The sequence below is a fragment of the Rahnella sp. CJA17(1/100) genome (genome assembly GCF_963881615.1).
Taxonomy (GTDB): Bacteria; Pseudomonadota; Gammaproteobacteria; order Enterobacterales; family Enterobacteriaceae; genus Rahnella; species Rahnella aceris.
The window spans coordinates 185411-211452 of record NZ_CAWOJA010000033.1 but is presented as its reverse complement, the minus strand read 5'-3'; the positions used below and the strand labels follow the sequence as shown (position 1 = coordinate 211452).

General features: G+C 52.8%; 23 protein-coding genes. 16 read left to right on the top strand and 7 right to left on the bottom strand.

All coding sequences use genetic code 11. The annotated features are described in order from the left end of the window. Nucleotides 1–166 precede the first annotated feature (166 nt). The 13 genes from AACU55_RS15640 (at nucleotide 167) to dauA (ending at nucleotide 17252) form a co-directional block, all read left to right on the top strand. Nucleotides 167–1762 (top strand): ABC transporter substrate-binding protein, encoded by a 1596-nt coding sequence (locus AACU55_RS15640; RefSeq protein ID WP_134705711.1) that lies wholly within the window; start codon nucleotides 167–169, stop codon nucleotides 1760–1762. After that, nucleotides 1759–2772, top strand: coding sequence for an ABC transporter permease (locus AACU55_RS15635; protein ID WP_134705710.1), 1014 nt, complete (start codon nucleotides 1759–1761; stop codon nucleotides 2770–2772). Before AACU55_RS15640 ends, AACU55_RS15635 begins: the two co-directional genes overlap by 4 nt. Beyond that, complete coding sequence (locus AACU55_RS15630; RefSeq protein ID WP_013575572.1) at nucleotides 2769–3695, top strand: ABC transporter permease; 927 nt, start codon at nucleotides 2769–2771, stop codon at nucleotides 3693–3695. The genes AACU55_RS15635 and AACU55_RS15630 overlap by 4 nt, the downstream gene beginning before the upstream one ends. Further along, entirely contained in the window at nucleotides 3695–4525 is an 831-nt protein-coding gene (locus AACU55_RS15625; protein WP_013575573.1) for an ABC transporter ATP-binding protein, read from the top strand. The genes AACU55_RS15630 and AACU55_RS15625 overlap by 1 nt, the downstream gene beginning before the upstream one ends. Then, nucleotides 4522–5295: an ABC transporter ATP-binding protein gene (locus tag AACU55_RS15620; RefSeq protein WP_013575574.1), complete on the top strand. Its 774-nt coding sequence runs from the start codon at nucleotides 4522–4524 to the stop codon at nucleotides 5293–5295. The genes AACU55_RS15625 and AACU55_RS15620 overlap by 4 nt, the downstream gene beginning before the upstream one ends. Nucleotides 5296–5378: 83 nt before the next feature. Further along, a complete protein-coding gene (locus AACU55_RS15615; protein WP_134705709.1) occupies nucleotides 5379–6932 on the top strand; it encodes a serine hydrolase domain-containing protein in 1554 nt (517 codons plus the stop codon). A 209-nt stretch (nucleotides 6933–7141) separates the two neighbouring features. Next, on the top strand, nucleotides 7142–9121 hold the full coding sequence (gene aegA / locus AACU55_RS15610; protein ID WP_134705708.1) for a formate-dependent uric acid utilization protein AegA: 1980 nt from the start codon (nucleotides 7142–7144) through the stop codon (nucleotides 9119–9121). Between the two features lie 418 nt (nucleotides 9122–9539). Beyond that, on the top strand, nucleotides 9540–10016 hold the full coding sequence (locus AACU55_RS15605) for a GlcG/HbpS family heme-binding protein (RefSeq protein ID WP_134705707.1): 477 nt from the start codon (nucleotides 9540–9542) through the stop codon (nucleotides 10014–10016). A 40-nt stretch (nucleotides 10017–10056) separates the two neighbouring features. Next, entirely contained in the window at nucleotides 10057–10623 is a 567-nt protein-coding gene (locus AACU55_RS15600) for a sugar dehydrogenase complex small subunit (RefSeq protein ID WP_134705706.1), read from the top strand. Beyond that, a complete protein-coding gene (locus tag AACU55_RS15595; RefSeq protein ID WP_134705705.1) occupies nucleotides 10616–12220 on the top strand; it encodes a GMC family oxidoreductase in 1605 nt (534 codons plus the stop codon). Before AACU55_RS15600 ends, AACU55_RS15595 begins: the two co-directional genes overlap by 8 nt. Before the next feature lie 22 nt (nucleotides 12221–12242). After that, nucleotides 12243–13565, top strand: coding sequence for a c-type cytochrome (locus AACU55_RS15590; RefSeq protein ID WP_134705704.1), 1323 nt, complete (start codon nucleotides 12243–12245; stop codon nucleotides 13563–13565). Between the two features lie 890 nt (nucleotides 13566–14455). Then, the gene (locus AACU55_RS15585; protein WP_134705703.1) at nucleotides 14456–15163 is read left to right on the top strand and encodes a GNAT family N-acetyltransferase; all 708 of its coding nucleotides are present in this window, start codon (nucleotides 14456–14458) and stop codon (nucleotides 15161–15163) included. Nucleotides 15164–15584: 421 nt separating this feature from the next. Beyond that, complete coding sequence (gene dauA, locus AACU55_RS15580; protein ID WP_037034063.1) at nucleotides 15585–17252, top strand: C4-dicarboxylic acid transporter DauA; 1668 nt, start codon at nucleotides 15585–15587, stop codon at nucleotides 17250–17252. 63 nt (nucleotides 17253–17315) lie between these two features. Here dauA and kdsA read toward each other — a convergent pair whose 3' ends face one another. From kdsA to hemA, 6 genes are all read right to left on the bottom strand, one after another. After that, on the bottom strand, nucleotides 17316–18170 hold the full coding sequence (kdsA, locus tag AACU55_RS15575; RefSeq protein WP_015689950.1) for a 3-deoxy-8-phosphooctulonate synthase: 855 nt from the start codon (nucleotides 18168–18170) through the stop codon (nucleotides 17316–17318). Between the two features lie 95 nt (nucleotides 18171–18265). Beyond that, nucleotides 18266–19075 (bottom strand): invasion regulator SirB1, encoded by an 810-nt coding sequence (gene sirB1 / locus AACU55_RS15570; RefSeq protein ID WP_013575584.1) that lies wholly within the window; start codon nucleotides 19073–19075, stop codon nucleotides 18266–18268. A 2-nt stretch (nucleotides 19076–19077) separates the two neighbouring features. Further along, complete coding sequence (locus AACU55_RS15565; protein ID WP_037034064.1) at nucleotides 19078–19467, bottom strand: SirB2 family protein; 390 nt, start codon at nucleotides 19465–19467, stop codon at nucleotides 19078–19080. A 19-nt stretch (nucleotides 19468–19486) separates the two neighbouring features. Then, nucleotides 19487–20356 (bottom strand): peptide chain release factor N(5)-glutamine methyltransferase, encoded by an 870-nt coding sequence (gene prmC, locus AACU55_RS15560; protein ID WP_134705702.1) that lies wholly within the window; start codon nucleotides 20354–20356, stop codon nucleotides 19487–19489. After that, nucleotides 20356–21438: a peptide chain release factor 1 gene (prfA, locus tag AACU55_RS15555; protein ID WP_013575587.1), complete on the bottom strand. Its 1083-nt coding sequence runs from the start codon at nucleotides 21436–21438 to the stop codon at nucleotides 20356–20358. The genes prmC and prfA overlap by 1 nt, the downstream gene beginning before the upstream one ends. 32 nt (nucleotides 21439–21470) lie before the next feature. Beyond that, the gene (hemA, locus tag AACU55_RS15550) at nucleotides 21471–22733 is read right to left on the bottom strand and encodes a glutamyl-tRNA reductase (RefSeq protein ID WP_134705701.1); all 1263 of its coding nucleotides are present in this window, start codon (nucleotides 22731–22733) and stop codon (nucleotides 21471–21473) included. A 262-nt stretch (nucleotides 22734–22995) separates the two neighbouring features. Here hemA and lolB point away from each other — a divergent pair, with 262 nt between their 5' ends. From lolB to prs, 3 genes are all read left to right on the top strand, one after another. Continuing rightward, nucleotides 22996–23619: a lipoprotein insertase outer membrane protein LolB gene (gene lolB, locus AACU55_RS15545; RefSeq protein WP_013575589.1), complete on the top strand. Its 624-nt coding sequence runs from the start codon at nucleotides 22996–22998 to the stop codon at nucleotides 23617–23619. A gap of 1 nt (nucleotide 23620) precedes the next feature. Then, nucleotides 23621–24484, top strand: coding sequence for a 4-(cytidine 5'-diphospho)-2-C-methyl-D-erythritol kinase (ispE, locus tag AACU55_RS15540; RefSeq protein ID WP_134705700.1), 864 nt, complete (start codon nucleotides 23621–23623; stop codon nucleotides 24482–24484). 162 nt (nucleotides 24485–24646) lie between these two features. Next, complete coding sequence (prs, locus tag AACU55_RS15535) at nucleotides 24647–25594, top strand: ribose-phosphate diphosphokinase (protein ID WP_013575591.1); 948 nt, start codon at nucleotides 24647–24649, stop codon at nucleotides 25592–25594. A 122-nt stretch (nucleotides 25595–25716) separates the two neighbouring features. Here prs and ychH read toward each other — a convergent pair whose 3' ends face one another. Next, nucleotides 25717–25995: a stress-induced protein YchH gene (ychH, locus tag AACU55_RS15530; protein ID WP_013575592.1), complete on the bottom strand. Its 279-nt coding sequence runs from the start codon at nucleotides 25993–25995 to the stop codon at nucleotides 25717–25719. Nucleotides 25996–26042: the final 47 nt, after the last annotated feature.

Here is a 26042-nt window from a genome sequence, read left to right as displayed (position 1 = left end):
AGCTTTGAACAAACACAGTACGCTTCACATTAGTTTTTTCGATATGAAACGTCGACGAGTGCAAAGCAACCGTTTTTCATTTAAGCCAGTTGCCCGGAGTTAAGTCAAGGGTTTGCCACCGTAATTTTTAATTTTACTTTTATATATCAACACGATGGGAGTAGTTATGGTTACCAGGCGTCAATTTGTTACCGGTTTTTCCGCAATACCTGTGCTGTCCTACCTGAAATTTGATGCCGTGTTTGCTGCCACGCCGGCATCAATACTGGTCATGGCTATTCAGCTCGACATCATTACCAGCCTTGATCCGCATGAAAGCTTTGAGTCCGTGGGCAGTGAAATTACCGGCAATATGTATCAGCAACTGGTGAAACCTAAACTGGCCTCCCCTGATGAAATTGAAGGCGATCTGGCAGTGTCCTGGACGGCTTCTGACGACAAAAAAACCTTCACCTTCAAGCTGGATCCGAAAGCCAAATGGGCCGATGGCAAACCGGTTACTGCCGAAGACGCCGCTTTCTCCCTGCAACGCGTTGTGAAACTCGATAAGAGCCCGGCCTACATTATTAATCAGTTTGGTTACACCAAAGATAACGTCGAGAGCCTGATTACCGCGCCTGACGCCGAAACGCTGGTGATCAAAACCGCTGAACCTGCATCTGAATCCTTCCTGTTGTATTGCCTGACCGCCAACGTCGGCAGTATCGTGCAAAAATCCGCCTGCCTGGTGAATCAGACCGGTGACGATTTAGGTAATGCCTGGCTGAAGAAAAACAGTGCCGGTTCCGGTGCGTTCAAGTTGCGCGACTGGAAAGTCAGCGAATCCGTGATTCTGGAAAGCAACAAGAACAACCCGCACGCAGGCAAAATTCAGCGCATCATCATGCGCCATATTATCGACCCTTCCGCTCAGTTGCTGATGCTGCAAAAAGGTGATGTGGATATCGCCCGTAACCTGACCACCGAGCAGTTGCGTCCGCTGATCAACGACAAAAACTTCACGCTGGTACAAAAAGGTATCGCCGGCACCTTTATGTTGTCTGCCAATACCGCGCATCCGAATCTGGCTAAACCGCAGGTCTGGCAGGCGATCAAATGGGCTATCGATTACGAGAATATCCAGCAACATATCGTGCCGCTGACCCACAAAATCCATCAGAGCTTCCTGCCTGAAGGGTTCCCGGCGGCGGTGAACACCATCATGTACAAACGTGATGTGGCAAAAGCCAAAGCCTTGCTGGCCGAAGCGGGTTTCCCGAATGGTTTTGAAATCACCTTAGATCACTACTCCGCTTCACCTTCTTCTGACATCGTGCAGGCATTGCAGTCTAACCTCGCCGAAGTGGGGATTAAAGTGACGCTGCTGGCTGCGGAAAGCCGTCAGGTTCTGACCAAAATGCGTGCTCGTCAGCAACAACTGGCAATGACCCAATGGGGCGCGGATTACTTTGACCCGAACTCTAACGCCGAAGCCTTCTGCAGCAATCCGGATAACACCGACGCCGCCAAGAGCCGTACGCTGGCATGGCGTTGTAGCTGGCAGGATAAGGAAATCTCCGATCTGAGCACCCAGGCGCTGAAAGAATCGGATCCGGCCACCCGTATCAAACTCTATGAAGAATTGCAGACCAAACATATGGAAAACAGCCCGTTTGCCATCATGCTGCAACCGACCATGACCGCCGCCTGCCGCAAAGTGATTTCCGGTGTGGTACTGACTGTAATGAGCACCAGCCCCTACGAGAAGGTTGTTAAAGCGTGAGCAAGAGACTCAAAGGATTTCTGAGTACCTGCATCAGCGTTTGTCTTACTTTGTTTGGTCTGTCGGTAGTGACTTTTTTTATCGGTCGCGTAATGCCGACGGACCCGGTTCTGGCTGCGGTTGGCGATAATGCCCCGCAGGCAGTGGTCGAACGGGTTCGTCATGAAATGGGGCTGGATCAGCCCCTCTGGTTGCAGTTTTTCCATTATCTCAGTCAGGTATTCCACGGTGATTTAGGGCGCTCTGCCCTGACCTCCAATCTGGTCACCACGGATATCGCCCGGTTTTTCCCTGCTACGCTGGAACTGGCCACGGCGGCGATCATTATCGCCGCCATTGTCGGTATTCCGCTGGGCGTCTGGGCCGCCACCCGTCAGGGAAGCTGGATTGATCAGACTATCCGCGTGGTATGTCTGGCCGGTCACTCGCTGCCGGTGTTTGTGCTGGCGCTGCTCAGCCTGCTGATTTTCTACTCTGCGCTGGGTATCGCGCCGGGGCCGGGACGTCAGGACATCATCTATCAGGACATGATCCCGCAGGTCACCGGCTTGCTTACCGTGGATTCTCTGCTGGCCGGTGACACGGGCGCATTTTGGGATGCCCTCGCCCATATGGTGCAGCCGGTGCTGATCCTTGCGTATTTCAGCATGGCTTATATCACCCGCATGACGCGTACTTTCATGCTCAACGCACTGGGCGGGGAATACGTGATCACCGCCCGCGCCAAGGGACTCTCGGCGCAACGGGTTATCTGGAAACATGCCTTCCCCACCGTCGGTGTACAACTGATCACCGTGCTGGCATTGACGTACGCGGGCCTTCTCGAAGGCGCCGTGGTCACAGAAAACGTCTTCTCCTGGCCGGGTCTCGGACAATATCTCACCGTGTCGCTGATGAATGCGGATATGAATCCGGTGATCGGCTCAACATTGCTGATTGGCGCGATTTATGTGCTGCTCAACCTGCTGGCTGACCTTCTCTACCGACTATTGGATCCCCGCGTAAAATGAGCACTTTACCTGTCATACCTCAACCCCGCGCGGGCAGCCGCGCCTGGCTGCTGGCCGACACGCCGCACACCCGCACGCAAGCCGTCTGGGGGCGTCGTTACCGCATCTGGCTCGGTCTGCGTAAAAACCCGCTGGCAGTAACCGGCCTGTTTACCGTGCTGATTGTGTTGCTGATTTCCCTGTGCGCGCCGTGGCTGACCAGCTACGACCCGGGCGCACAGGATCTGGCGCACCGTCTGGCAAAACCGTCTTCCCTGCACTGGCTGGGTACCGACGAACTGGGCCGCGATACCCTGAGCCGTATTCTTTATGGCGGACGTATCACGCTCGGAATGGTGATTATCGTGGTAGCGATTGTCGCCCCGCTCGGCCTGCTGATTGGCTGCGTGGCCGGTTATGCGGGCGGATTACTTGACCGTATTCTGATGCGCATCACCGACATTTTTCTGGCCTTCCCGCGTCTGATCCTGGCTCTGGCCTTTGTGGCGGCACTCAAACCCGGTATCGAAAGTGCCATTCTGGCGATCGCCCTCACCGCCTGGCCGCCGTATGCCCGCCTTGCACGCGCAGAAACCATGCAGGTACGCGGCACGGATTATATTGCCGCCTGCCGTCTGACTGGCGCAACGCCTGCCCGCATCGTGCTGCGCCATATCATGCCGCTGTGTGTGCCGAGCCTGGTGGTGCGTATCACGCTGGACATGAGTTCGATCATTATCACCGCCGCGAGTCTGGGCTTTTTAGGTATGGGCGCTCAACCGCCATCGCCGGAATGGGGGGCGATGATTGCCACTGCCCGCCGCTTCCTGTTCAGTGAATGGTGGGTACCGTTAATTCCGGCCATTGCCATTTTTGTGACCTCTCTGGCGTTTAATTTCCTCGGCGACGGGCTGCGTGACGTCCTCGATCCTAAGGAGCAATAATGCTGGTTGATATCAAAGATCTGCATATTACGTTTCAGACCAACAGCGGCAGTTTCGATGCCGTTCGCGGCGTATCGCTGTCATTGGGTAAGGAGAAATTTGGCATCGTAGGCGAAAGTGGTTCGGGTAAATCCCTGACAGCACGTTGCCTGATGAACCTTCTGCCTTCCAGCGCCAGGTGCCGCGCCGAAACGCTGTCTTTCGACGGCATCGATTTGCGCAATGCCAGCGAGAAGCAAATGCGTCAGATCCGTGGCAAGCGGGTAGGTTTCATTTTGCAGGATCCGAAATACTCGCTCAATCCGGTGATGCCGATCGGTAAACAGGTGGCTGAAGCCTGGCAAACGCATAAAGGCGGCTCGAAAAAACAGGCCATGAATGCGGCAATTGAACTGCTGGATCAGGTGCGTATCCGTGAGCCGCATAAAGTGGCCGAGCGTTATGCCCATGAGGTATCCGGCGGCATGGGGCAGCGCGTAATGATTGCCATGATGCTGGCTCCTGATCCGGAGCTGATGATTGCCGATGAACCGACCAGCGCCCTTGATGCCACTGTGCAGGCTGAGATTTTGCGTCTGCTCGATGACCTTGTATCCAGCCGCGGCATGGGGCTGATTCTGATCAGCCATGATTTGCCACTGGTATCGAAATTCTGTGACCGTGTGGCCGTCATGTACGCCGGGCGTATCGTCGAAACGTTACAAGCCGGTAATTTACTGAAAGCTCAACATCCTTACACCCGCGGGCTGCTGGAATGTCTGCCGTCGCTGAAACATCCTCGGGACAGACTGCCGGTGCTGGTGCGTGACGAAGCATGGAAAACCTCATGACAGCAGAACTCCCTCCTCTGGATAACAGCAAAATAATCCTCAATAACCTGCGCATTGCGTTCGGCGATACCGAAGTGGTGAAAGGCGTGAGTTTCAGTGTCGCGCCCGGTGAATGTTTCGGCATCGTGGGAGAAAGCGGCTCGGGCAAGTCCACCATTTTACGCGCACTGGCCGGGCTGAATCAGTCCTGGTCCGGCGGGATGGTGATTGGCGGCGAAGATCAGGTGCCGGTGCGCCAGAAACGCTTTTTCCGCCGCGTGCAGATGGTATTTCAGGATCCATACGGCTCGCTGCATCCGCGCCAGACCATTGACCGCATTCTCAGCGAACCGCTGATTGTGCACGGTTTTCTGAATATCGAAAAACGTATCACTGATGCGCTGGCCGAAGTTGGCCTGCCGCAGACGGTGCGTTTTCGCTTCCCGCACCAGCTTTCCGGCGGTCAGCGTCAGCGGGTCGCAATCGCGCGGGCGATGATTTCAGAACCGGAAATTTTACTGCTCGATGAGCCGACCTCGGCGCTGGATGTCTCGGTGCAGGCGGAGATCCTCAACCTGCTAAGCGACCTGCGTGAACGCCGGAAACTGACTTATATTCTGGTCAGTCACAATCTGGCCGTCGTTACGCATCTTTGCACCAGCATTGGCGTAATGATTGGTGGTGAAATGGTCGAACTTCTGAGCGCAGACGATTTACGGATGGGCAACGTCAGCCATCCGCACACAGCCGAGTTACGATCGTTAAGTCTCAGTTTAGAGGAGCCCGGATAATCGTTCCTGCCGTGAACGTATTTGGGTTTCGCGGGCAGCCCGGGCTGCCCACTTTTTCACTGAAAGACAGTCAGGAGACGTTAATGACATCCACCGAACAGTCTGCATTACAGTGGCAGGCGGCTGAAGAAACAGCAAAACGCATAACTAAAAACTGGGATAAACCCGGAGAACCGGGCGGCGCGATCACCCTTTTTGACAGTAAAACTCTCCGCAGTTTCGCGACCGGAGGGCTGGCAAACCTCAGCACATCGACACCTTTCAGCATCGATTCTGTTGTCCGCTATGCCTCTGTCACAAAACATATTTTCGCCACACTGGCCTTGCTGAAAAGCGATGCCAGTCTTTCGGTGAGTGATACCCTTGGCCAGCATTTACCGCAACTGAAAGCGCCGATGTCACAGGTGCCCCTCGGGCAGGCGCTGGACATGACCGCAGGCCTGCCGGACGTGCGGGAAACCCTTTCGCTGCTGGGTATTTCTGTTTATAACGTCAGCGAAGCCAGTGCCATTATGGAATTCCTGACGCAGGACGGCGCTCTGAACTTCACAGCAGGGACTGAGATTTCCTACAGCAACACCGGTTACCGGCTGGTGGAAGAAATCCTCAAACAAAAAGGCATTTTGTTTGAGGATCTGCTGCAAAAGCATATCGCGCAGCCGCTGGATATCGCTTTCCATGCGCCGGAAACCTGGTTCGATATCGTCCCGGACCTGGTGCCCGGTTACTGGCAGGACACGACAGGCTGGAAAACAGCCGTCGCAGGTTTGCATCTGTCAGCATCCGGTAGCCTGACCGGCAGCGCACGTTCGCTTTCAGTATGGCTGCAAAGCCTGCTTTCACAAAACGGACCGGCCGCGGGCGTACTGCAAACACTGACAGAACAACGTTATCTGCAAGGCGACATTCCTTCCGCTTACGGGCTGGGCATCACCTCGACGAAAATCGGTGAACATACGGTTTACGGCCACGGCGGTTCCCATGCCGGTTATAAAACCTATTTCCTGCTTCATCCTGAGTTTGATGCAGGCATTGCGCTGGTCTCCAATCGCGAAGACACCACAGCGTTTACCCATGTGCTGGAAGTCATGTCGTCACTGTTAGCTGCGCCGCTCCCGGCGCGTAGCCATGCATTGCCGGATGGTGTATACGCCAGCATTGCCGAGCCGTACTGGCTAAAAGTCAGCAATGGCACGGCCAGTTATCTCGGCGCTGCCGATAACCTCTATCAGGGTGCGGACGCCGACGAAGCCATCACTCTATCCGCGCACATGCCGATGCGTTTGCGTTGGGACGGCACCGCCATTCAGGGTGAAATCGGACACGCGCCGCGTTACTTTACCCCGGTGGAAACCAACGATTGCCTGAAAATGGTTCAGGGGCGCTGGTATCATCCCCAATCGAAAGCCGCCTTTGATATTGAGGGCGATCAGTTGCTGATGGGCGTCGGCACGCTGCGTGCCAGCGGCCAGTTAACATCGCTGGGTGCTGGGCGTTTGCTGGTGGAACTCCCTGACGGACCGTGGAAGAAAAACTTCTGTCTTTATTTCCAGGGCTACAACGTCCGGCTGATTTCCAACCGCAGCCGCGTGCTGAGTTTCCGTCGTGATGAATGCCGCAGCAGCTGGCATCCGTAAAAATAACCTGCGAAGCGTTGTCCTGCAAAACGCCGCCCCGGCCCACGTCTGGCGGCGTTTTTTTAAACTCCCTCACTGCAACAACAGGTCAAACTGTGACACACCTCAAATAAACCCTGTATTTGTATCCATTAGGATGACAAACAAACCCATAGTATTTGTGTGGTCTATGAGAGACCACAGCAAACTAAAATGCAGACAGGGTAAAAATGAACCAATTTATTATTGCTGATTCTCAGGCTTGCATAGGCTGTCGCGCCTGTGAGGTCGCTTGCGTCTTGTCTCACAATGAACAATGTTATCCGTCGAAAGAACAGTTTACCCCGCGCATTCATGTCATCCGGCAAAACGATCTGCATAGCGCCGTGCTATGCCGTCAGTGCGAAGATGCCCCGTGTTTACAGGTTTGCCCGACAAACGCATTCGTTCGTCGTAACGACAGCATTCAGTTGCTGGAAGAACGCTGTATCGGCTGTAAAACCTGCGCCGTGGCCTGTCCGTTTGGCGCCATTGATATCGTACAGCATGAGAGCTATCCGCTGACCGGCTTACCCGCCGCGGCAGCCGTGGCGCATAAATGTGATCTGTGCAATGACAGCCCGGACGGACAGGCATGCGTCAATGCCTGCCCGACACAGGCACTGCATCTCATCACCGATCAGGTCATTGCTCAGAACCGTGCTGATAAACAATACCGCGCCGCCATGGGCCGGAATCCACAGGTTTCACTGACCAGCAAATCAGCCGCCGTATTCGCCGCCGCCCTGGCACCACCGCGCCTCGATGCGGCAAAAGCCCCGCTCACCGAACGTAAAAGCACGTTTAATGAGATCTATGCGCGCTTTACACCGATGCAGGTTGAAGAACAGGCTGGCCGCTGTCTGCATTGCAGCGATCACCCTTTCTGCGCCTGGACCTGCCCGCTGCATAACGATATCCCTCAATTACTGGCGCTGGCGAAACAGGGACACATTCTGGAAGCCGTAGAGCTTTCGCACCGCACCAGCAGCCTGCCGGAGATCTGTGGCCGCGTCTGCCCGCAGGACAGGCTTTGCGAAGGCGTCTGCACTTTTGATAAACAAGGCTCAGTGAGCATCGGCAATATTGAGCGCTACATTACCGATACCGCGCTGGTACAAGGCTGGAAACCCGATCTTTCAGAGGTTATTCCGCGTAATTATCGCGTAGCCGTGGTGGGTGCAGGCCCGGCCGGATTGGGCTGCGCTGACGTGCTGGCGCGGCATGGCGTAAAAGCCGTGGTCTTTGATCGTCACCCTGAGATCGGCGGCCTGCTGACCTTTGGTATTCCGGCGTTCAAGCTGGATAAAAACGTACTGGTCAGACGCCGGGAAATCTTCACTGAAATGGGCATTGAGTTCCGGCTCAATACCGAAATCGGCGTCGACATTCAGGCGGAACAACTGCTGGAAGAGTTCGATGCAATATTCTTAGGTGTGGGTACGTATAAAGCGATGAAAGCCGGACTGGAAAATGAAAACGCGCCGGGCGTTTACAGCGCCCTGCCTTTCCTGATTGCGAACGCCAAACATCTGATGAATCTGCCCGAACTGAAACATGAGCCTTATGTCAGCATGGCGGGAAAACGCGTGGTCGTGCTCGGCGGCGGCGATACAGCGATGGATTGTCTGCGCACGTCGCTGCGCCAGAATGCCAAAAGCGTGATTTGTGCGTATCGCCGCGATGAAAAAAGCATGCCGGGCTCGAAGAAAGAAGTGAAAAACTCACGCGAGGAAGGGGCTGAGTTTATGTTTAACGTTCAGCCGGTGAGCATTGAGCTGAATAACCGGGGCGAAGTCTGCGGTATCCGCTTAGTCCGAACCGCCCCGGGAGAACCGGATGCCAGCGGCAGACGCAGACCCACACCGATTGCCGGTTCTGAATTCCTGCTCGAAGCGGAAGCGGTCATTATGGCATTTGGCTTTCTGCCGCATGCTATGCCGTGGTTGGATGAACTGTCGGTGAGGCACGACGAACAGGGATTGTTACAGGCCCCGCATCACAGCCGCTTCCCGTATCAGACCAGTCACCCGCAGATATTTGCAGGCGGCGATGCGGTGCGGGGCGCCGACCTGGTGGTGACAGCCATGTCGGATGGACGACAGGCAGCAAACAGCATTATTGCATCGCTGGATTTCCGTACACCAGCTCTCAGACCAGCGGCCCATTAGCCCTCCCGTTTCTTTGCGCTGTCGGCAAAATACAAACCTCCCTTTTCGGGAGGTTTTTTTGTTAACAGGATCACATTTAATTAATATAAACGGATCGAATGGTTCGTAACAGCACAAAATGTTCAATCCTTATCCAACAAGGCCTGCAGGCCCGATCTGCTCATAATATCCGCACGAAATCTCCCGGGAATTAATTTCCCAGCGCAACCGTCACTTTTGCTGTTTTGTTAATTGAATTAACATCCGCGAAACAAAAACCAATAACGCCTTTGTTCGTGTGGCATTAAGAAACACACCAGAGTGTTCCGCCCGTTAACGTTATTGTTTTTAATTCTATTGATTTAAAACACTTATTTAAAAACTATTATTCGAAAAATACGTCAAGTCATGTTTTGCTACTGCTACAAGGGATGAGTCTATGTCTGTTAAAAAAACCACCACACAGGCTTTACTGTGTGCCACCACGCTTTTCTTCTCTGCCACTTCCGCTTTCGCCGCCGGACATCCTCCGCTGGATAACGCGCAGGCAGCCAAAGTCATCGACAGTGTGAAATCCACTCTTGCGGAACAACACAGCACCGGTTGCGTCGCGGTAGTTGATGCATCTGGTTCATTACTGGCCTTCCAGCGCCTTGACGGTTCTCCGGCCGGTTGTGTTGATGCGTCCATCGGCAAGGCACGCACTTCCGCGCTCTACCACGTGCCATCACTGAAATTCATGCAACGCCTGCAGGGTGGCGAAACCACCGTACTGGCGATCCCGAATGCCGTGCCACTGGGTGGCGGATTCCCGCTGACGATTAACGGTGACGTGGTGGGCGCAGTCGGTGTCAGCACACCGAAGCAGGACATCGACAACCAGTCCTCTGAGAAAGCGGCCAGCGTCCTGAAATAACGACGTAAACCATAATAATTCGTATACGGAACATCACGTCATGATCAATTTCTCCCGTCGCCGGCTGGTTATCGGCACTGCGGGCATACTGGCTGCGGGTATCAGCAGCCAGATGCTTGGTGGTGTATTGACCCGCCTGGCTTATGCTGCGCCCCCTCTGGCTTCTGCCGTACGTATGCCGGCAAGTTTTATGACCCTTTCAGCACAACTCACCGGCATGGACAAGCTTGAGCCGCATCTCGCTCAGGCACTTTACAGCTGGCTGCATCAGTCGCAGAACAACGCGCAGCTCGACTCACAACTCGATACCCTTTCAGCACTGATCACCGCACACCGCGGCGTGGTGGGAGATGATTTACATCAGCTTCTTGCACAGCAACCGGCAGAGCTGACGCAGTTGTATCAGCAACTGGTCAGTGGCTGGTATCTCGGTGTGGTCGGTCAACCCGGCAGCCAGAAATGTATCGGATTCGAAAATATCGTCAGCTATCAGTTGCTGAAAAATAATCTGCTGCCTCCAAGCTATGCACCGGGCGAGCCGAATTTCTGGGTCAACAAACCTGCTGCACCGCAACAAAACTCCACGGAGGTAATGGCTCATGGCTGATGCTCTGAACGCAGATGTCGTTGTTATTGGTGCCGGTATCGCCGGTTCTCTCGCCGCGCTGAAAATGGTCAAAGCCGGTGTTTCCGTGCTGATGCTCGATTCCGGGCCGGTGATCAAACGAGACGAAGCGGTAGAACTGTTCCGTCAGTCACCGCTCAAAGGCGACTTCACCGAACCCTATCCGCCGAAACCCTGGGCACCGCAACCGAAATTCCAGCCAAAAGATAACAATTATCTGATCCAGAAAGGCCCGGACCTCTACGCAGCGCAGTATCTGCGCGGTGTGGGTGGCACCACCTGGCACTGGGCGGGACAGGCGTTTCGCCTGCTGCCAAATGATATGAAAATCAAAACGCTGTATGACGTGGGTCGTGACTGGCCAATCAGTTATGAAGATCTGGAGCCGTATTACACCGAAGCCGAAATTCAGATGGGCGTTTCCGGTGACGACGCGCTGGATTCACCGCGTTCACAACCCTATCCGCTGCCGGGTATTCCGCTGCCCTACGGTTTTGACCGCATCAGCAAACGCATTGCCAAACTCGGTTACGTATTAGGTATCGGCCCGCAGGCGCGTAACAGTATTCCTTATGACGGTCGTCCTGCCTGCTGCGGCAACAATAACTGTATGCCTGTTTGCCCGATTGATGCGCAGTATCACGGCGGTATTTCGGCGCGCAAAGCTATCGAAGCCGGTGTGCGCGTGATTGCCAACGCCGTGGTGTACAACATCGAAGCCAGTGACAGCGGCGAGATCGTGGCTGTGCACTATCTGGATGCTGACAAAGTGGCCCATAAAGTCACCGGTAAACGCTTCGTGCTGACCGCCAACGGCATCGAAAGCCCGAAACTGTTGCTGATGTCCACCAGCGATAAATACCCGAACGGTATCGCCAACAGCTCCGGCATGGTGGGTCGAAATCTGATGGATCACCCCGGCACCTCTGTTGAGTTTTACGCCGACGAGCCAGTGTATTTCGGCCGCGGCCCGATGCGCCCGGGCAGTATCAATAATCTGCGTGATGGTGATTTCCGCCGCGATCGCTCTGCGTTACGTATCGACGTCGCCAATACCTCGCCGGTGCGCTATCTGACTGAACGTCTGGTGCGTCAGGGGTATTACGGCAAAGCGCTGAATGACAAGCTGACCTATCAGTCTGAGCGTTTTATTCAGCTGAAATGCCTGCTGGAAATGCTGCCGGAACCGGAAAACCGTGTGGTGTTGAGCAAAACCGAGAAAGACGAATGGGGGATCCCGCGCCTCGAAGTGCATTACAAATTCCCGGACTACGTTCACCGCGGTTATGACCAGTCGATGCTTGATTTTCAGAAAATCGTCAAAGAAATGGGCGGCACCGAAGTGGTGTACAGCAAGCGTGGGGTGTACGACAACAATCAGCATATTACTGGCACGATGATCATGGGCAACGATCCGAAAGATTCGGTAGTGGATGGTGATTGCCGTACGCATGACCACCCGAACCTGTTCATCGCCGGTACCGGCATTATGCCCTCGGCTTCAACAGTGAACTCCACGCTGTCGGGAACTGCGCTGGCATTGCGTATGGCTGATACGGTGCTGAAAAGCCTGGCCTGATTGATTTTCTGAGGACTGAGTAATGAAAATGAAATTCATGCTGGCGTTGCTGCCGTTAATGGTCGCGGCTAACGCCGCCCGGGCTGATGACGCAGCGGGCAACGCAGATTTAATTAAGCGCGGTGAATATCTGGCGACAGCCGGTGACTGTACCGCCTGCCATACTGCGCCGGGGGCGGATAAAACGGCAAAATTCGGCGGCGGTTATCCGCTGGCGTCACCTTTCGGGGTGATTTACGGCACCAACATTTCTTCTGACAAACAGTTTGGTATTGGCAACTGGACGGACGATGAATTCGTGCGCGCGGTACGTGACGGTGTCGGCAAAGACGGACAACAGTTGTATCCTGCTATGCCTTACGACTCCTTCACCAAAATGAAACGTGAAGATGTTTTAGCGATCAAAGCTTATCTGATGTCGCTGCCAGCGGTACATTCCGCAGGGCCGCAAACGGACTTGTCCTTCCCGTTTAACCAACGCTGGGGCATGCGCGTGTGGAAGATGTTTAACTTTGACAAAGGTGAGCTGAAAAACGATCCGTCCAAATCAGCGGACTGGAACCGTGGGGCTTATCTGGTGGAAGCGCTGGAACACTGCGGCACCTGCCATACGCCGCGCACGCTGACCATGGGCATGGACACCGACAAAGCGTTTTCCGGTGGCGATTTAGGCTCATGGGTAGCTTTCAACATCACGCCGGATAAAAATGCCGGGATCGGTAACTGGTCGCAGCAGGATCTGGTGACTTACATGAAAACAGGTTTTGTTGCCGGTAAGGCGTCAGCGTCAGGGGCGATGTCAGAAGCCATTGAGCACAGTCTGCAGCATCTGTCAGACAGCGACCTGAACGCGATTGCGACCTATATCCGTTCCGTCCCGGCAATCGGAGATGACAAGCAAACCAAACCGCGAGATGCATGGGGTGAGCAGAATCAGGATATTTACCCACTGCGCGCTGAAGGTCAGACAATCGACCAGTCAGCCGCCGCCCTGTTTAATGCCAGCTGCGCAGCCTGTCACGGCAAAGGCGGTGAAGGCAGCGGCGAGGGATTCCATGCCTATCCGTCACTGTTCAGCCATACCAGCACTGGTTCTTACGACAGCCGCAATCAGGTTTCGGTCATCCTCAACGGCGTCCAGCGCCACATGGATAAAGGCGAAATCATGATGCCGTCGTTTGCCAGTCAGCTCGACGATGAACAGATTGCGACGCTAAGTCATTACGTCAGCACACAGTTTGGCAATCCGGCGGGAGCCACGGTCACCGCGAAAGATGTGGCGAAGATGCGTAAAGCCGCTGACCTGCCCTATCCGCCGAAAATTGAAGATGGCACGCAAAAATAATTCACCACGGTGAAAGCTAAACAAAAGGAGCCGCACAAGGCTCCTTTTAATTGTGAGAAGGTTAAAGATTTTAATATACCAATAATATTACCACTGTCCAAATATTCGACTGAATGAGACTTATTCGTACGGCAGAGCAATAAATAAGAATATGATAGAAAATAAAAAAAAGCGCTGATACATCAGGCTATCAGTGCCAAAAACTTCATTATTTATACTACTGCATCCAGACGTTCCTGAACTTAATAAGCATAGTCTACATTTTAATAATTTGTATGCCTCATTTTCATTATCCTGATTAATTTAATTATTTAGCCCTGTCAACACGTCATTACACGGAAAACTCAAAAAACGAATGCAAATAATTTACGCAAACTATAAAAAACCTAAAAATAATATGATGAAACCAGAATAAAGCAGAGGGTAATTATAATAAGACGAGGAATAACAACGTCATTTAACATTAGCCTGCTAGTCACAACATCAATACATCCCTGTGATCTGGCGCACTATTTTGAATAGCACCCGATAACACCGGTGAAATTAAAGTACATATAAATCAAACCATTGCGTTTGATTTGTGATAATTAAGGAATTTCGACCTAAGGTAAATTATTTTTTTACCGATAAATATTTCAGCTACGATGCACCCACACCAGGGAATGCTAAAATAATAGAAGAAAACATATGGATATGTTAAATAAGGATTTTATTATGTTAACCAAACTGACTTTCAGAAATCTTTCAAAAAGAATGTATAGCGTTCCAGATTTATCGTATTGATTATTATCATCACTGGCGTGTCACTTTGCTGTATTTAGGTTGAGTTCGTTTTGTCTACTGTCACCCGGCGACACTTTTATAAATTTAACCACGCATGAAGGTTTATAATGACGGAAGTAAATGTTTACGGACAAGAATTGGGTAAATCACTCCCCGACTGGCAGCCACGCTCGCTCCCGCAAAAAGTTATACTCAGGGGGAAATATTGTCTGCTTGAGCCGATTGATCTCAAACATAGCCGGGATTTATTTGACGCCTGGCACAGTATCGATGACGAACGTGACTGGACATACTTTCATATTAAACGCCCCATCACGATCAGACAGTGCGATCACTATATCGCCTCACTTGCCGCAAGCAAAGACCCGCTTTTTTACGCGGTGATTAATTTGTCCACGGGTAAGGCCACGGGCTTTCTCGCGTTGCAACGAATGGACCCTGATAACGGATCTGTAGAAATTGGCTGGGTTAACTGGTCACCACTTATGAAACGGACCTTGTGCAGCACAGAAGCCATATTTCTTTTACTCTCTTACATCCTGGAAACACTCCAGTATCGCCGGTGCGGTTGGAAGTGTGACAGCCTGCATCAGGCCGCCATCAGTGCGGCTGAAAGACTTGGATTTACCTATGAAGGTACGCTCAGACGGACACAAGTCTCGAAGGGGCATAGCCGTGACATCCGCTGGTACTCCATTATTGACGAGGAGTGGGATGGGATCCGTCGGGCCATGGAAAGTTGGTTAAGCCCTTCCAACCTTGATGACCGTGGAAAGCAAAAGTATCCGCTGGCAGAGTTTATGCCTCACCCGTAGCAGGTAAATGGGGAGAGACCAAAACCAATCCTGATGCAGACTATAGCCTTCGTCTGCATCGGGCGTTTTTCGTGTAGATCCGCTGATTCATCAGCAGCCTATCCGGTTGCCGGGATTATTTTTAACTACATCATTACTGTATGTCCGGCACAGATAAATGCATCCTCCCGGGCTTTTTCAGGCTGATTTCGGGTATTAAGTTAAATACAGATGATGAATGCCATGATTATTTTCACGCATGAAATATCTGGCGGCACATCACATGGCGAACAATTACACTATAAGGGCTGCAACACGCCTTTGTGTAAGCAAGGCTTGATTTATGTCTACGCGTAGTGGCCCTGAAAGGCGTAGGCTACCGTTTTTCCGGTGAAGGAATACCGGGTTAATATCCATTCTTCTGTCAGGTGATTTACATCCTATGAATACTTCAGGAAGACGCCATATCAGGCCTTTCAGCGCACTGATAGACGCCTGTTTTCGTGAAAAATATACGCTTCAACGCTTACTCAAAGATGCCATTGCTGGCGTCACCGTGGGGATCATCGCCATCCCGCTGGCCATGGCGCTGGCCATTGGCAGCGGTGTACCGCCGCAATACGGGCTGTATACGTCGGCCATTGCCGGGATTGTCATCGCTGTTTTCGGCGGATCACGTTTCAGTGTTTCCGGCCCGACGGCGGCGTTTGTTGTCATTCTCTATCCAGTCTCACAACAGTTCGGCTTGTCCGGTTTATTGCTGGCTACGCTGATGTCTGGTTTTATGCTCCTCTTCATGGGGCTGGCGCGATTTGGCCGGTTGATCGAATACATACCGCTGCCTGTCACGCTCGGCTTTACGTCCGGTATTGCGATCACCATCGGCACCATGCAATTTAAAGATTTCTTTGGCCTGACGATGGCAACGGTGCCGGAACATTATCTGAGTAAAGTTGCGGCGCTGGTCATGGCGCTGCCAACGCTGGATATCGGCGATGCCGCGATAGGGATTGTGACGCTCGGTATATTAATTCTCTGGCCAAAACTGGGATTGCGCGTGCCCGGCCATCTTCCGGCTCTGCTGGCGGGTTGCGCGGTGATGGCCATTTTCATGCAGGCAGGACACCCTGTCGCCACCATCGGTTCACGCTTTCACTTCCTGCTGCCTGACGGTTCGCAGGGCAACGGCATTCCGCCTATTTTGCCGCAATTTGCCCTGCCGTGGACTCAATCCGATGGCAGCGGACTGAGCTGGTCTCTGGTGCAGGCGCTGCTCCCCGCTGCGTTTTCCATGGCAATGCTGGGCGCGATTGAATCGTTGCTGTGCGCCGTGGTGCTCGATGGCATGACCGGCAAAAAACACCATTCGGATAACGAACTGATCGGTCAGGGTATCGGCAACATGGTCAGCCCTTTCTTTGGCGGCATCACCGCTACAGCGGCGATTGCGCGCTCTGCGGCTAACGTTCGCGCCGGTGCAACATCTCCGGTCTCGGCCATTATTCACTCGCTGCTGGTGATCCTCGCCCTGCTCATTCTCGCGCCGTTGCTTTCATGGTTGCCGCTGGCGGCGATGGCGGCGTTATTGCTGATGGTGGCGTGGAATATGAGCGAAGCGCATAAAGTGGTGGATTTACTGCGCCGTGCACCGAAAGACGACATTCTGGTGATGCTGACCTGCATGAGCCTGACGGTACTGTTCGACATGGTGATTGCGATTACCGCAGGTATCGTGATGGCGTCGCTGCTGTTTATGCGCCGTATCGCCAAACTCACCCGCCTGACGGAAGTGATGGCCGACATACCGGAAGATACGCTGGTGCTGCGTATCAATGGCCCGCTGTTCTTTGCTGCGGCGGAACGTATCTTCAGTGAATTGCAGGTGCGCAGCGAAGGCAAGAAAGTGATCATTCTGGTATGGGATCGCGTTGCCGTACTCGATGCCGGTGGCGTCAGTGCATTACGCAACTTCATCAATACCTTGCCGGAAGGCACAGAACTGCGAATCGCTGAGATCCCTTTCCAGCCGCTGAAAACCCTGGCCCGCGCCAGAATGCAGCCGGTGGAAGGCAAACTGAGTTTCCACAGTTCTTTGCACGACGCGTTATAAACCTGCGCGGTAAACGGAAAAGGCGACCCGGAGGTCGCCTTTGTTTTATCTGAATAGGTCAGATTACTTGCTGGTATCGAGCGCCGGGAAGCTTTTCACCAGATCGTCGATGGCTTTCATCTGAACCAGGAACGGTTCCAGTTTATCCAGCGGCAAGGCTGACGGACCGTCGCATTTCGCGTGAGCCGGATCTTCGTGCGCTTCGATAAACAGACCGGCGATACCTACCGCCATACCGGCACGAGCCAGTTCAGCGACCTGAGCACGACGACCGCCAGAAGCAGCGCCGAAAGGATCACGGGTTTGCAGTGCGTGAGTCACGTCGAAAATCACCGGATGACCGCCCGTAGCATTGATCATCACATTCATGCCCAGCATGTCGACAACCAGATTGTCATAACCGAAGTTGCTGCCGCGATCGCACAGAATCACCTGATCGTTGCCGCCTTCTTTAAATTTGTCGACGATGTTGCCCATCTGACCAGGGCTGACGAACTGTGGTTTTTTCACGTTAATCACTGCGCCGGTTTTCGCCATGGCTTCAACCAGATCGGTCTGACGCGCCAGGAATGCAGGTAACTGGATCACATCAACCACTTCAGATACAGGCTGCGCCTGCCAGGATTCATGCACATCGGTGATGATTTTCACGCCGAATGCTTTTTTCAGCTCCTGGAAAATTTTCATACCTTCATCCAGGCCCGGACCACGGTAGGAATGAATAGATGAGCGGTTGGCTTTATCGAAAGACGCCTTGAACACGTAAGGAATGCCGAGTTTCTGCGTCACTGTGACGTAATGCTCGCACACACGCATCGCCATATCGCGCGATTCCAGTACATTCATCCCGCCGAACAATACAAACGGCAGATCGTTGGCGACTTTGATGTCCTGAATGCTAACCACTTTATGTTTCATGCTTTGGCCTTTTTAGTGATAAATCTTTCACCCGAAAATAACATAACTCTTTGTTCTGTCATAACTTTTCGGGTGTGACGTAAGGTAAGTATAAATTAGTGCAACGTAACTTGTTTGTGCTCAATCGAATGGATCTGCACTTTAATCACTTCTGAAATCGGGTCTTCCGGACACTGCTCAACAAAATAATTGAGATCAGAAATCGCCACATGGTCGCATTCCAGCTGAGCATAAATCAGCCCGCGATCGCGGATTTCATAGGGGTCTTCCGGGTCAAACTGCAATACTGTTTCACTGGCGCGCAGAGCCAGTTCGAACTGTTTTTCTTCCATCAGCGCGGCTTTCAGCGTATCAAGCATTTTGCGGACGATCAGCGTGTTTTCCGCTTCTTCCAGATCGTCATCTTCTATTTCCGCCATCACACCCAGATTGCCTTTCAGCCATACGCTGAGCATATGCTCATTGAGCGTATCGCCGTTGATCGGATTAAGCAGCCACATTTCTTCGTCGAGCCAGTCAGCACGCAAGATAAGTTGAGTGGGGAAAATCACCGGCATCAGCGGCAAACTCAGTTCATGGGCAATGTGCAGAAAAATCACCCCCAGTGAAACCGGTGTTCCCTGACGCGAAGACAGCACTTTGTCGATCCAGATAGCATCAGACAGACGATAAACGCCGCCAGCGCCCCCAAAACCCCAGGTGCGGTAAAACAGTTCAATCAACACTTCGAGCTGCTGATCCTGATCAAGCTCTTCAGGAACGACACGGCGGGCTTCATCGACCAGTGACTGTAACTGGTGGCGAACGTCGTCCGCATTGAAATCGAAACGCACGGCTTCCGTTACTTTGATCACCCCGGTACTGAGCCGGGCGGTGTTAAATTCAAAATCAGCAAGGGTACTCATAGTTATCCCATTAGCAGCGGTATTTTCGTCAGCGCCAGTTTAAGAATCAGATACAGGCAAGCGAGCGCCAGAATAAAGGCCAGCCAGCGGATGTTCTGACTGACTGGTCGCTTGCTCAGGGCCACAAAACCCAGCGCGATATAGATAATAACGCCAAAAATCTTTTCGGTCAGCCAGGTTCCCTGAGGGCTGAACGGATAAAAGTGTGTGATGAAGATAAGCGAAATACCACTTAATAACAGCACTGTATCCACAATATGGGGAACAGTCTTCACCCAGCGTTTCTGCATCATAGCAGAACCTGCCCATTTCCAAAAAAATCGTAAAACAAACAATGCAATACTCAGGGTTATAGTGAGCAGATGCAGATTCTTGATCCAGACATATGCCATTGTCCGTTTCCTTTGAAATTTAAATTCTAACCAATTGATTTTCTTCTGATCCGTGTAGCGGCTCCCACTGCCCAAGGCTGACACGATCGTTATCGCCATAATCTTTTACCGTCGCGATATGCTGATAACCGGCATCGCGCAATAACGCCTGCACGTCAGTCGCCTGCTGCCAGCCATGTTCGAGCAGTAACCAGCCGCCTTTGTGAAGATACGCGGGTGCCGCCTGAATAATATGCGCCAGATCAGCCAGACCGGCATTTTCTGCCACCAGCGCGCTGGCGGGCTCAAAACGTACATCACCCTTCGCCAGGTGCGGATCGGCGGCATCGATATACGGCGGATTACTGGCTATCAGCGCGAAACGTTCACCGGTTACCGGTGAAAACCAACTGCCCGGCAAAAATCGTGCATTCAGGATATTCAGCTTTTGCGCGTTGTGTTGCGCGAGGCGTACAGCATCCGGTTGCAGATCGACACCGGTAACCTTGCAATCCGGGCGTTCACTGGCCAGCGCCAGTGCAATCGCACCGGTTCCTGTGCCGAGATCCAGTATGCTGACGGGTTGAGAAGGCAGACGGATCAACGCCTGTTCCACCAGGCATTCGGTATCAGGACGGGGAATTAATGTCGCGGGAGAAACAGACAGTGGCAGCGACCAGAATTCTCGCTCGCCGGTCAGATAGGCAACCGGTTCGCCCTGCTCACGTCGCGCAAGCAGAATTTCCAGTTGTTGAAGTTGTCCGGCTGTCAGCAGCGTTTCGCCAAAAGCCATAATAAAAGTTCTTGCCCGGCCGGTCACAAAACCGAGCAAGATTTCAGCATCCCGCTTCGGGCTTTCACCCGCAGCAAGACGGCGGGTGGCATCACGCAGCCAGGACTGAAAATCCATCAGTCCTGCTCAGATAGCGCGGCGAGTTGATCGGCCTGATATTCCTGCACGATCGGCTGGATCAGACTGTCCAGTTTACCTTCCATCACTTCATCCAGACGGTAAATCGTCAGGTTGATGCGGTGATCGGTAACACGCCCCTGCGGGAAGTTGTAGGTACGGTTGCGATCAGAACGGTCGCCACTGCCGAGCAGGTTACGGCGCGTCGAGGCTTCTTCTGCCTGACGTTTTGCCACTTCCGCAGCACGGATACGCGCGCCCAGCACGGACATCGCTTTGGCTTTGTTTTTGTGCTGTGAACGTTCATCCTGACATTCCACCACAATACCGGTTGGAATGTGGGTAATTCGAATCGCGGAATCCGTGGTGTTAACGTGCTGTCCGCCAGCGCCGGATGAGCGGAAAGTATCAATGCGCAAATCACCGGCGTTGATTTCCGGCAGTTCGGCTTCCGGAATTTCCGGCATCACGGCAACGGTACAGGCAGAGGTATGAATGCGCCCCTGAGATTCGGTTTCCGGTACACGCTGAACGCGGTGGCCGCCTGACTCAAATTTGAACTGGCCGTAAGCGCCCTCGCCACTGATTTTGGCGATCACTTCTTTATAACCGCCGTGTTCGCCTTCGCTGGCGCTCACGATCTCTACACGCCAGCGACGCATTTCGGCGTAGCGGCTGTACATACGGAATAAGTCACCGGCGAAAATAGCCGCCTCATCACCGCCGGTTCCTGCACGAATTTCCAGGAAACAACCGCGTTCATCGTCCGGATCTTTTGGCAGTAACAGAACCTGCAATTTTTCTTCGAGTTCTTCGATATTAGCTTTGCACTCTTTGATCTCATCCTGCGCCATTTCGCGCATCTCAGGATCGTCGAGCATCATCTCAGCAGTTTCTAAATCTTCCTGTGCCTGACGCCAGGCAAGAAAACATTCAGAAACAGCCGTTAACTGTGAATATTCGCGGGAAAGACTGCGGAATTTATCCTGATCGGCAATGACGCCGGCATCGCCAAGCATCGCCTGCACTTCTTCGTGGCGCTCTTGTAACGCTTCCAGTTTGGCAACAATAGAAGGCTTCATGCGTGGTGTTTAACCCTGTGAGAAAAGGAGAACTATTGCTGACCCAGCCCGAGGCTGTCGCGTAAAATTTGCAAACGCTCCACATCACCGTCGCTGGCTGCCTGTTGCAGAGAACGGGTTGGTGCGTGAATAAGGCGGTTTGTCAATTTGTGGGCTAATTCATGGATCACCGCTTCGACGTCAGCGCCCTGCGCAATGGCGGCAAGAGCTTTTGCTTGTGCGTCGGCGCGAATAATATCAGCACGCGAGCGATAATCACGAATAATTTCAACGGCTCCCTGCGAACGCAGCCAGGCCATGAAGTTTGAACTCTCCTGCTCAACGATAGTTTCAGCCTGAATGGCCGCCGCTTTGCGTTGTGCAAGATTGTTTTGAATGATGCTGTGCAGGTCATCGACGCTGTACAGATAGGCGTTCGCCAGTTTGCCGACTTCCGGTTCGATATCACGCGGAACGGCAATATCCACCATCAGCATCGGCTGGTTACGGCGGGCTTTTAACGCGCGCTCGACCATGCCTTTACCAATAATCGGCAGCGGGCTGGCGGTAGAACTGATAATAATGTCCGCTTCAGCGAGACGGGAATCGATATCCTGCAGACTGATCACTTCTGCGTTCACTTCCGTCGCCAGCACCTGCGCACGTTCACGCGTACGGTTGGCAATCATCATGTGGCGGACATTATGCTGATGCAGATGACGCGTCACCAGTTCGATGGTTTCACCCGCACCGACCAGCAAGACGGTTAGCTCAGAAAGGGATTCGAAAATCTGGCGTGCCAGAGTACAGGCCGCAAACGCGACAGAAACGGCGCTGGCGCCGATATCAGTTTCAGTACGCACACGCTTGGCCACGGAGAAAGATTTCTGGAACAGACGCTCCAGTTCACCGGAAACCGCCCGTCCGTTTTGCGATTCGGCGAAGGCTTTTTTAACCTGCCCCAAAATCTGCGGCTCGCCTAACACCAGTGAATCCAGTCCACTCGCCACGCGCATCAGATGGCTGACGGCTTCATTATCATGATGCCAGTACAGGCTTTTGCGCACTTCATCTTCACTCAGATGATGGTAATCGCATAACCACTTAACCAGTTGCTCCTGCAGGTTTTCCTGTTGCTCAACGCTCAGATACAGCTCAGTGCGGTTGCAGGTAGACAACACGACACCGCCCTGCACCAGCGGTTGCTGGAGCAGACTGGAGAGCGCCTGATCGAGGGTCTCGGGTGAAAATGTTACCCGTTCACGCAGAGACACCGGGGCGGTTTTGTGGTTGATACCTAATGCAAGCAGGGTCATAGGGAGAGCGATTATCGGCTTATACTTTATAATAGTATGGGTTTACGTCTGTTGGGCATTCTACAAGATGCGCGAGATCAATAAAAGGCGAACAGCATCTTCGGTTAAATCCTTTTACACATCAGCATTGTCCCAAAACCTTTCAATCGCCGATCATCTGCACAGGGTTGAGATCACCCCTCGCGCGGGCTGTGCTAAACTGACGCACGCCACATTTGCCCTGGCATCCCATTTCGCCAAAGCACAAAGGATTTTATCTGTTATGCCAATGCGTAAAGCACACTTTGTTCGCCTTCTTCCTCTTGCAAGCTTAGTCCTTGCCGCCTGTTCGATTAACGCGCCGAAAGGCCCGGCGACCAGCCCGACTTCACCGCAGTGGCGTGAACACGAAGCTCAGGTTAAACAACTCGAGCATTATCAGACCCGCGGTTCTTTCGCTTATCTTTCCGATAAACAGAAAGTCTATGCCCGCTTCTTCTGGCAACAATATTCCCCTGACAGCTACCGTTTATTGCTGACCAATCCGCTGGGCAGCACGGAAATGGAATTAAAAGTGCAAAGCGGTATTGCGCAGTTGACCAACAATGAAGGCAAGCATTACACCAGTGATAATCCGGATGACATGATCCAGAAACTGACCGGTATGTCGATTCCGCTGGCTAATCTGCGTTTGTGGATGCTCGGTTTGCCGGGTGACGGCACAGATTTCACCCTCGACAGTCAGTACCGCCTGTCACAAGTTAAGTTCACGCAGAACGGAAAACCAGGCACCGTGGTGTATCAGAGCTACGACGAGGATGCCAAACCGTCCCTGCCACAGCGTCTGGAAATGACCCAGGGAGAACAGCGTATCAAGCTGAAAATGGATAACTGGACGCTAAACTGAGATGACGCAGCAATGGTGGCCTTCTCCGGCTAAACTCAATTTGTTCCTTTATATCATCGGCCAGCGCCCGAATGGCTACCATGATCTGCAGACACTGTTTCAGTTTGTGGATTACGGTGACAGCCTGAGTTTTAAAGTCCGCAACGACGGCGATATCGTGCTGACCACGCCAGTTGAAGGCGTTGCAGATGACGAGAATCTGGTGGTACGTGCCGCCCGTCTTCTGCAACAGCACGCGGGCGCGTCACAGGGGGCAGACATTACCTTGCAAAAACGAATTCCAATGGGCGGCGGTCTGGGCGGCGGTTCTTCCAACGCCGCCACTGTGCTGGTGGCACTGAATGCGATATGGAATTGCGGCCTTTCTGATACCGAACTGGCTCAGATGGGTGTGACGCTGGGCGCGGATGTGCCGGTCTTTGTGATGGGCCATGCTGCCTTTGCTGAAGGGATTGGCGAGATTTTGCAGCCGGTCGAACCGGCGGAAAAATGGTATCTGATCGCCCATCCGGGTGTCAGCATTGCGACGCCGGTGATTTTCAGCGATCCGCAACTGACCAGAAATACACCAAAACGCACTGTAAATGTGCTTTTAGACACGCCTTACGCAAATGATTGCGAACCGATTGCGAGAAAACGTTTTTACGAGGTTGAACAGCTACTTTCTTGGCTGTTAGAATACGCGCCGTCGCGACTGACCGGAACGGGTGCCTGTGTGTTTGCGGAATTCGACACCGAGTCTGCCGCCCGTCAGGTTTTAGACAAAACACCATCGTGGAGTCGGAGTTTTGTCGCACAAGGTGTTAATATCTCGCCGTTGCACCGTTTTCGTGACGTCTGGTTGAGAACTGCGGGCAAAGCGTAGAGAGTCACGGTAGTTTTGTGTCTGTTCTTTGCCAGCCAATTATTCAACAGATTTAAGTAGTAAGATTTAGAAGTATCGTGAGCATAATGCTTTGGTACCGCTCACCGCCCGGTGGTGCCAAAAGCCAATGTCTTCCCTGGACGCAAGCCTGAGGTTCTTCTCGTGCCTGATATGAAGCTTTTTGCTGGTAACGCCACCCCGGAACTAGCACAACGTATTGCCAACCGTTTATACACCAGCCTTGGTGACGCCGCCGTCAGTCGTTTCAGTGACGGTGAAGTAAGCGTGCAAATTAACGAAAATGTACGTGGCGGAGATATTTTCATTATCCAGTCCACCTGCGCGCCTACTAACGATAACCTGATGGAACTGGTCGTAATGGTTGATGCCTTACGCCGCGCCTCCGCTGGTCGTATCACAGCCGTTATTCCTTACTTCGGCTATGCACGTCAGGATCGCCGGGTGCGTTCTGCCCGTGTGCCTATCACCGCTAAAGTTGTTGCTGACTTCCTGTCCAGCGTCGGTGTTGACCGTGTTCTGACTGTAGACCTGCATGCAGAGCAGATTCAGGGCTTCTTCGATGTCCCGGTAGACAACGTGTTCGGCAGCCCTATTCTGCTTGAAGACATGTTGCAACAGAACCTGGAAAATCCGATTGTGGTTTCTCCGGATATCGGCGGTGTTGTTCGTGCCCGTGCTGTGGCAAAACTGCTGAACGATACCGATATGGCTATCATTGATAAACGTCGTCCACGCGCAAACGTTTCTCAGGTGATGCATATCATCGGTGACGTTGCTGGTCGTGACTGCGTACTGGTTGATGACATGATCGATACCGGCGGCACGCTGTGTAAAGCTGCCGAAGCACTGAAAGAACGCGGTGCTAAACGCGTATTCGCGTATGCCACCCACCCGATTTTCTCCGGCAATGCAGTGGAAAACATCAAAAACTCCGTCATCGACGAAGTGATTGTCTGTGACACCATCCCGCTCTCCGCTGAAATCCGTGCACTGAAAAAAGTGCGTACCCTGACCCTGTCAGGCATGCTGGCTGAGGCTATCCGCCGCATCAGCAATGAAGAATCCATTTCTGCGATGTTCGAGCATTAATCATTATGCCCCTGTTTTCAGGGGCATTTTGTTTTGACAGAACCTGAAATGCAAAAACCGTTATCGTGTGAGCGACAACGGTTTTTTTATTACCAAAGAAGCCAGATTACAGCCTGATAAACTCAGGAATGACGGTGTGACTTACCGTTCGTGCAGCGGGAATCAAAATGACGAACCCACCAGTACCTGTCTGCAACACGCTCCTGTCCACCGACTCTGGCTCCCGCCAGCCATAAAATGGCACCGACGAAGATGCTACCAATTGCGCCATGCGCTAAAAATTGTGGTAACCCCAGTTCAGGCATCTGATTCAGGATGGAATAACCAACACCACCGACCATTGTGAGCAAACCGAGTCCCATCAGGCCATTGCCGATTATTCTTGCGGTTTTACGTTTCATAAGTCACCTCCAGTTGTCGATAGTCTTAGCATCACTGCTGTCTTGTC

Coding starts and splice junctions, on each gene's coding strand:
- AACU55_RS15640 (WP_134705711.1), top strand. CDS start 167: ATGGTTACCAGGCGTCAATTTGTTACCGGTTTTTCCGCAATACCTGTG.
- AACU55_RS15600 (WP_134705706.1), top strand. CDS start 10,057: ATGATCAATTTCTCCCGTCGCCGGCTGGTTATCGGCACTGCGGGCATA.
- sirB1 (WP_013575584.1), bottom strand. CDS start 19,075: ATGAGTACCCTTGCTGATTTTGAATTTAACACCGCCCGGCTCAGTACC.
- ychH (WP_013575592.1), bottom strand. CDS start 25,995: ATGAAACGTAAAACCGCAAGAATAATCGGCAATGGCCTGATGGGACTC.
- hemA (WP_134705701.1), bottom strand. CDS start 22,733: ATGACCCTGCTTGCATTAGGTATCAACCACAAAACCGCCCCGGTGTCT.
- AACU55_RS15615 (WP_134705709.1), top strand. CDS start 5,379: ATGACATCCACCGAACAGTCTGCATTACAGTGGCAGGCGGCTGAAGAA.
- ispE (WP_134705700.1), top strand. CDS start 23,621: ATGACGCAGCAATGGTGGCCTTCTCCGGCTAAACTCAATTTGTTCCTT.
- AACU55_RS15585 (WP_134705703.1), top strand. CDS start 14,456: ATGACGGAAGTAAATGTTTACGGACAAGAATTGGGTAAATCACTCCCC.
- prmC (WP_134705702.1), bottom strand. CDS start 20,356: ATGGATTTTCAGTCCTGGCTGCGTGATGCCACCCGCCGTCTTGCTGCG.
- AACU55_RS15605 (WP_134705707.1), top strand. CDS start 9,540: ATGTCTGTTAAAAAAACCACCACACAGGCTTTACTGTGTGCCACCACG.
- lolB (WP_013575589.1), top strand. CDS start 22,996: ATGCCAATGCGTAAAGCACACTTTGTTCGCCTTCTTCCTCTTGCAAGC.
- dauA (WP_037034063.1), top strand. CDS start 15,585: ATGAATACTTCAGGAAGACGCCATATCAGGCCTTTCAGCGCACTGATA.
- AACU55_RS15590 (WP_134705704.1), top strand. CDS start 12,243: ATGAAAATGAAATTCATGCTGGCGTTGCTGCCGTTAATGGTCGCGGCT.
- AACU55_RS15630 (WP_013575572.1), top strand. CDS start 2,769: ATGAGCACTTTACCTGTCATACCTCAACCCCGCGCGGGCAGCCGCGCC.
- AACU55_RS15565 (WP_037034064.1), bottom strand. CDS start 19,467: ATGGCATATGTCTGGATCAAGAATCTGCATCTGCTCACTATAACCCTG.
- kdsA (WP_015689950.1), bottom strand. CDS start 18,170: ATGAAACATAAAGTGGTTAGCATTCAGGACATCAAAGTCGCCAACGAT.
- AACU55_RS15620 (WP_013575574.1), top strand. CDS start 4,522: ATGACAGCAGAACTCCCTCCTCTGGATAACAGCAAAATAATCCTCAAT.
- AACU55_RS15625 (WP_013575573.1), top strand. CDS start 3,695: ATGCTGGTTGATATCAAAGATCTGCATATTACGTTTCAGACCAACAGC.
- AACU55_RS15595 (WP_134705705.1), top strand. CDS start 10,616: ATGGCTGATGCTCTGAACGCAGATGTCGTTGTTATTGGTGCCGGTATC.
- prfA (WP_013575587.1), bottom strand. CDS start 21,438: ATGAAGCCTTCTATTGTTGCCAAACTGGAAGCGTTACAAGAGCGCCAC.
- aegA (WP_134705708.1), top strand. CDS start 7,142: ATGAACCAATTTATTATTGCTGATTCTCAGGCTTGCATAGGCTGTCGC.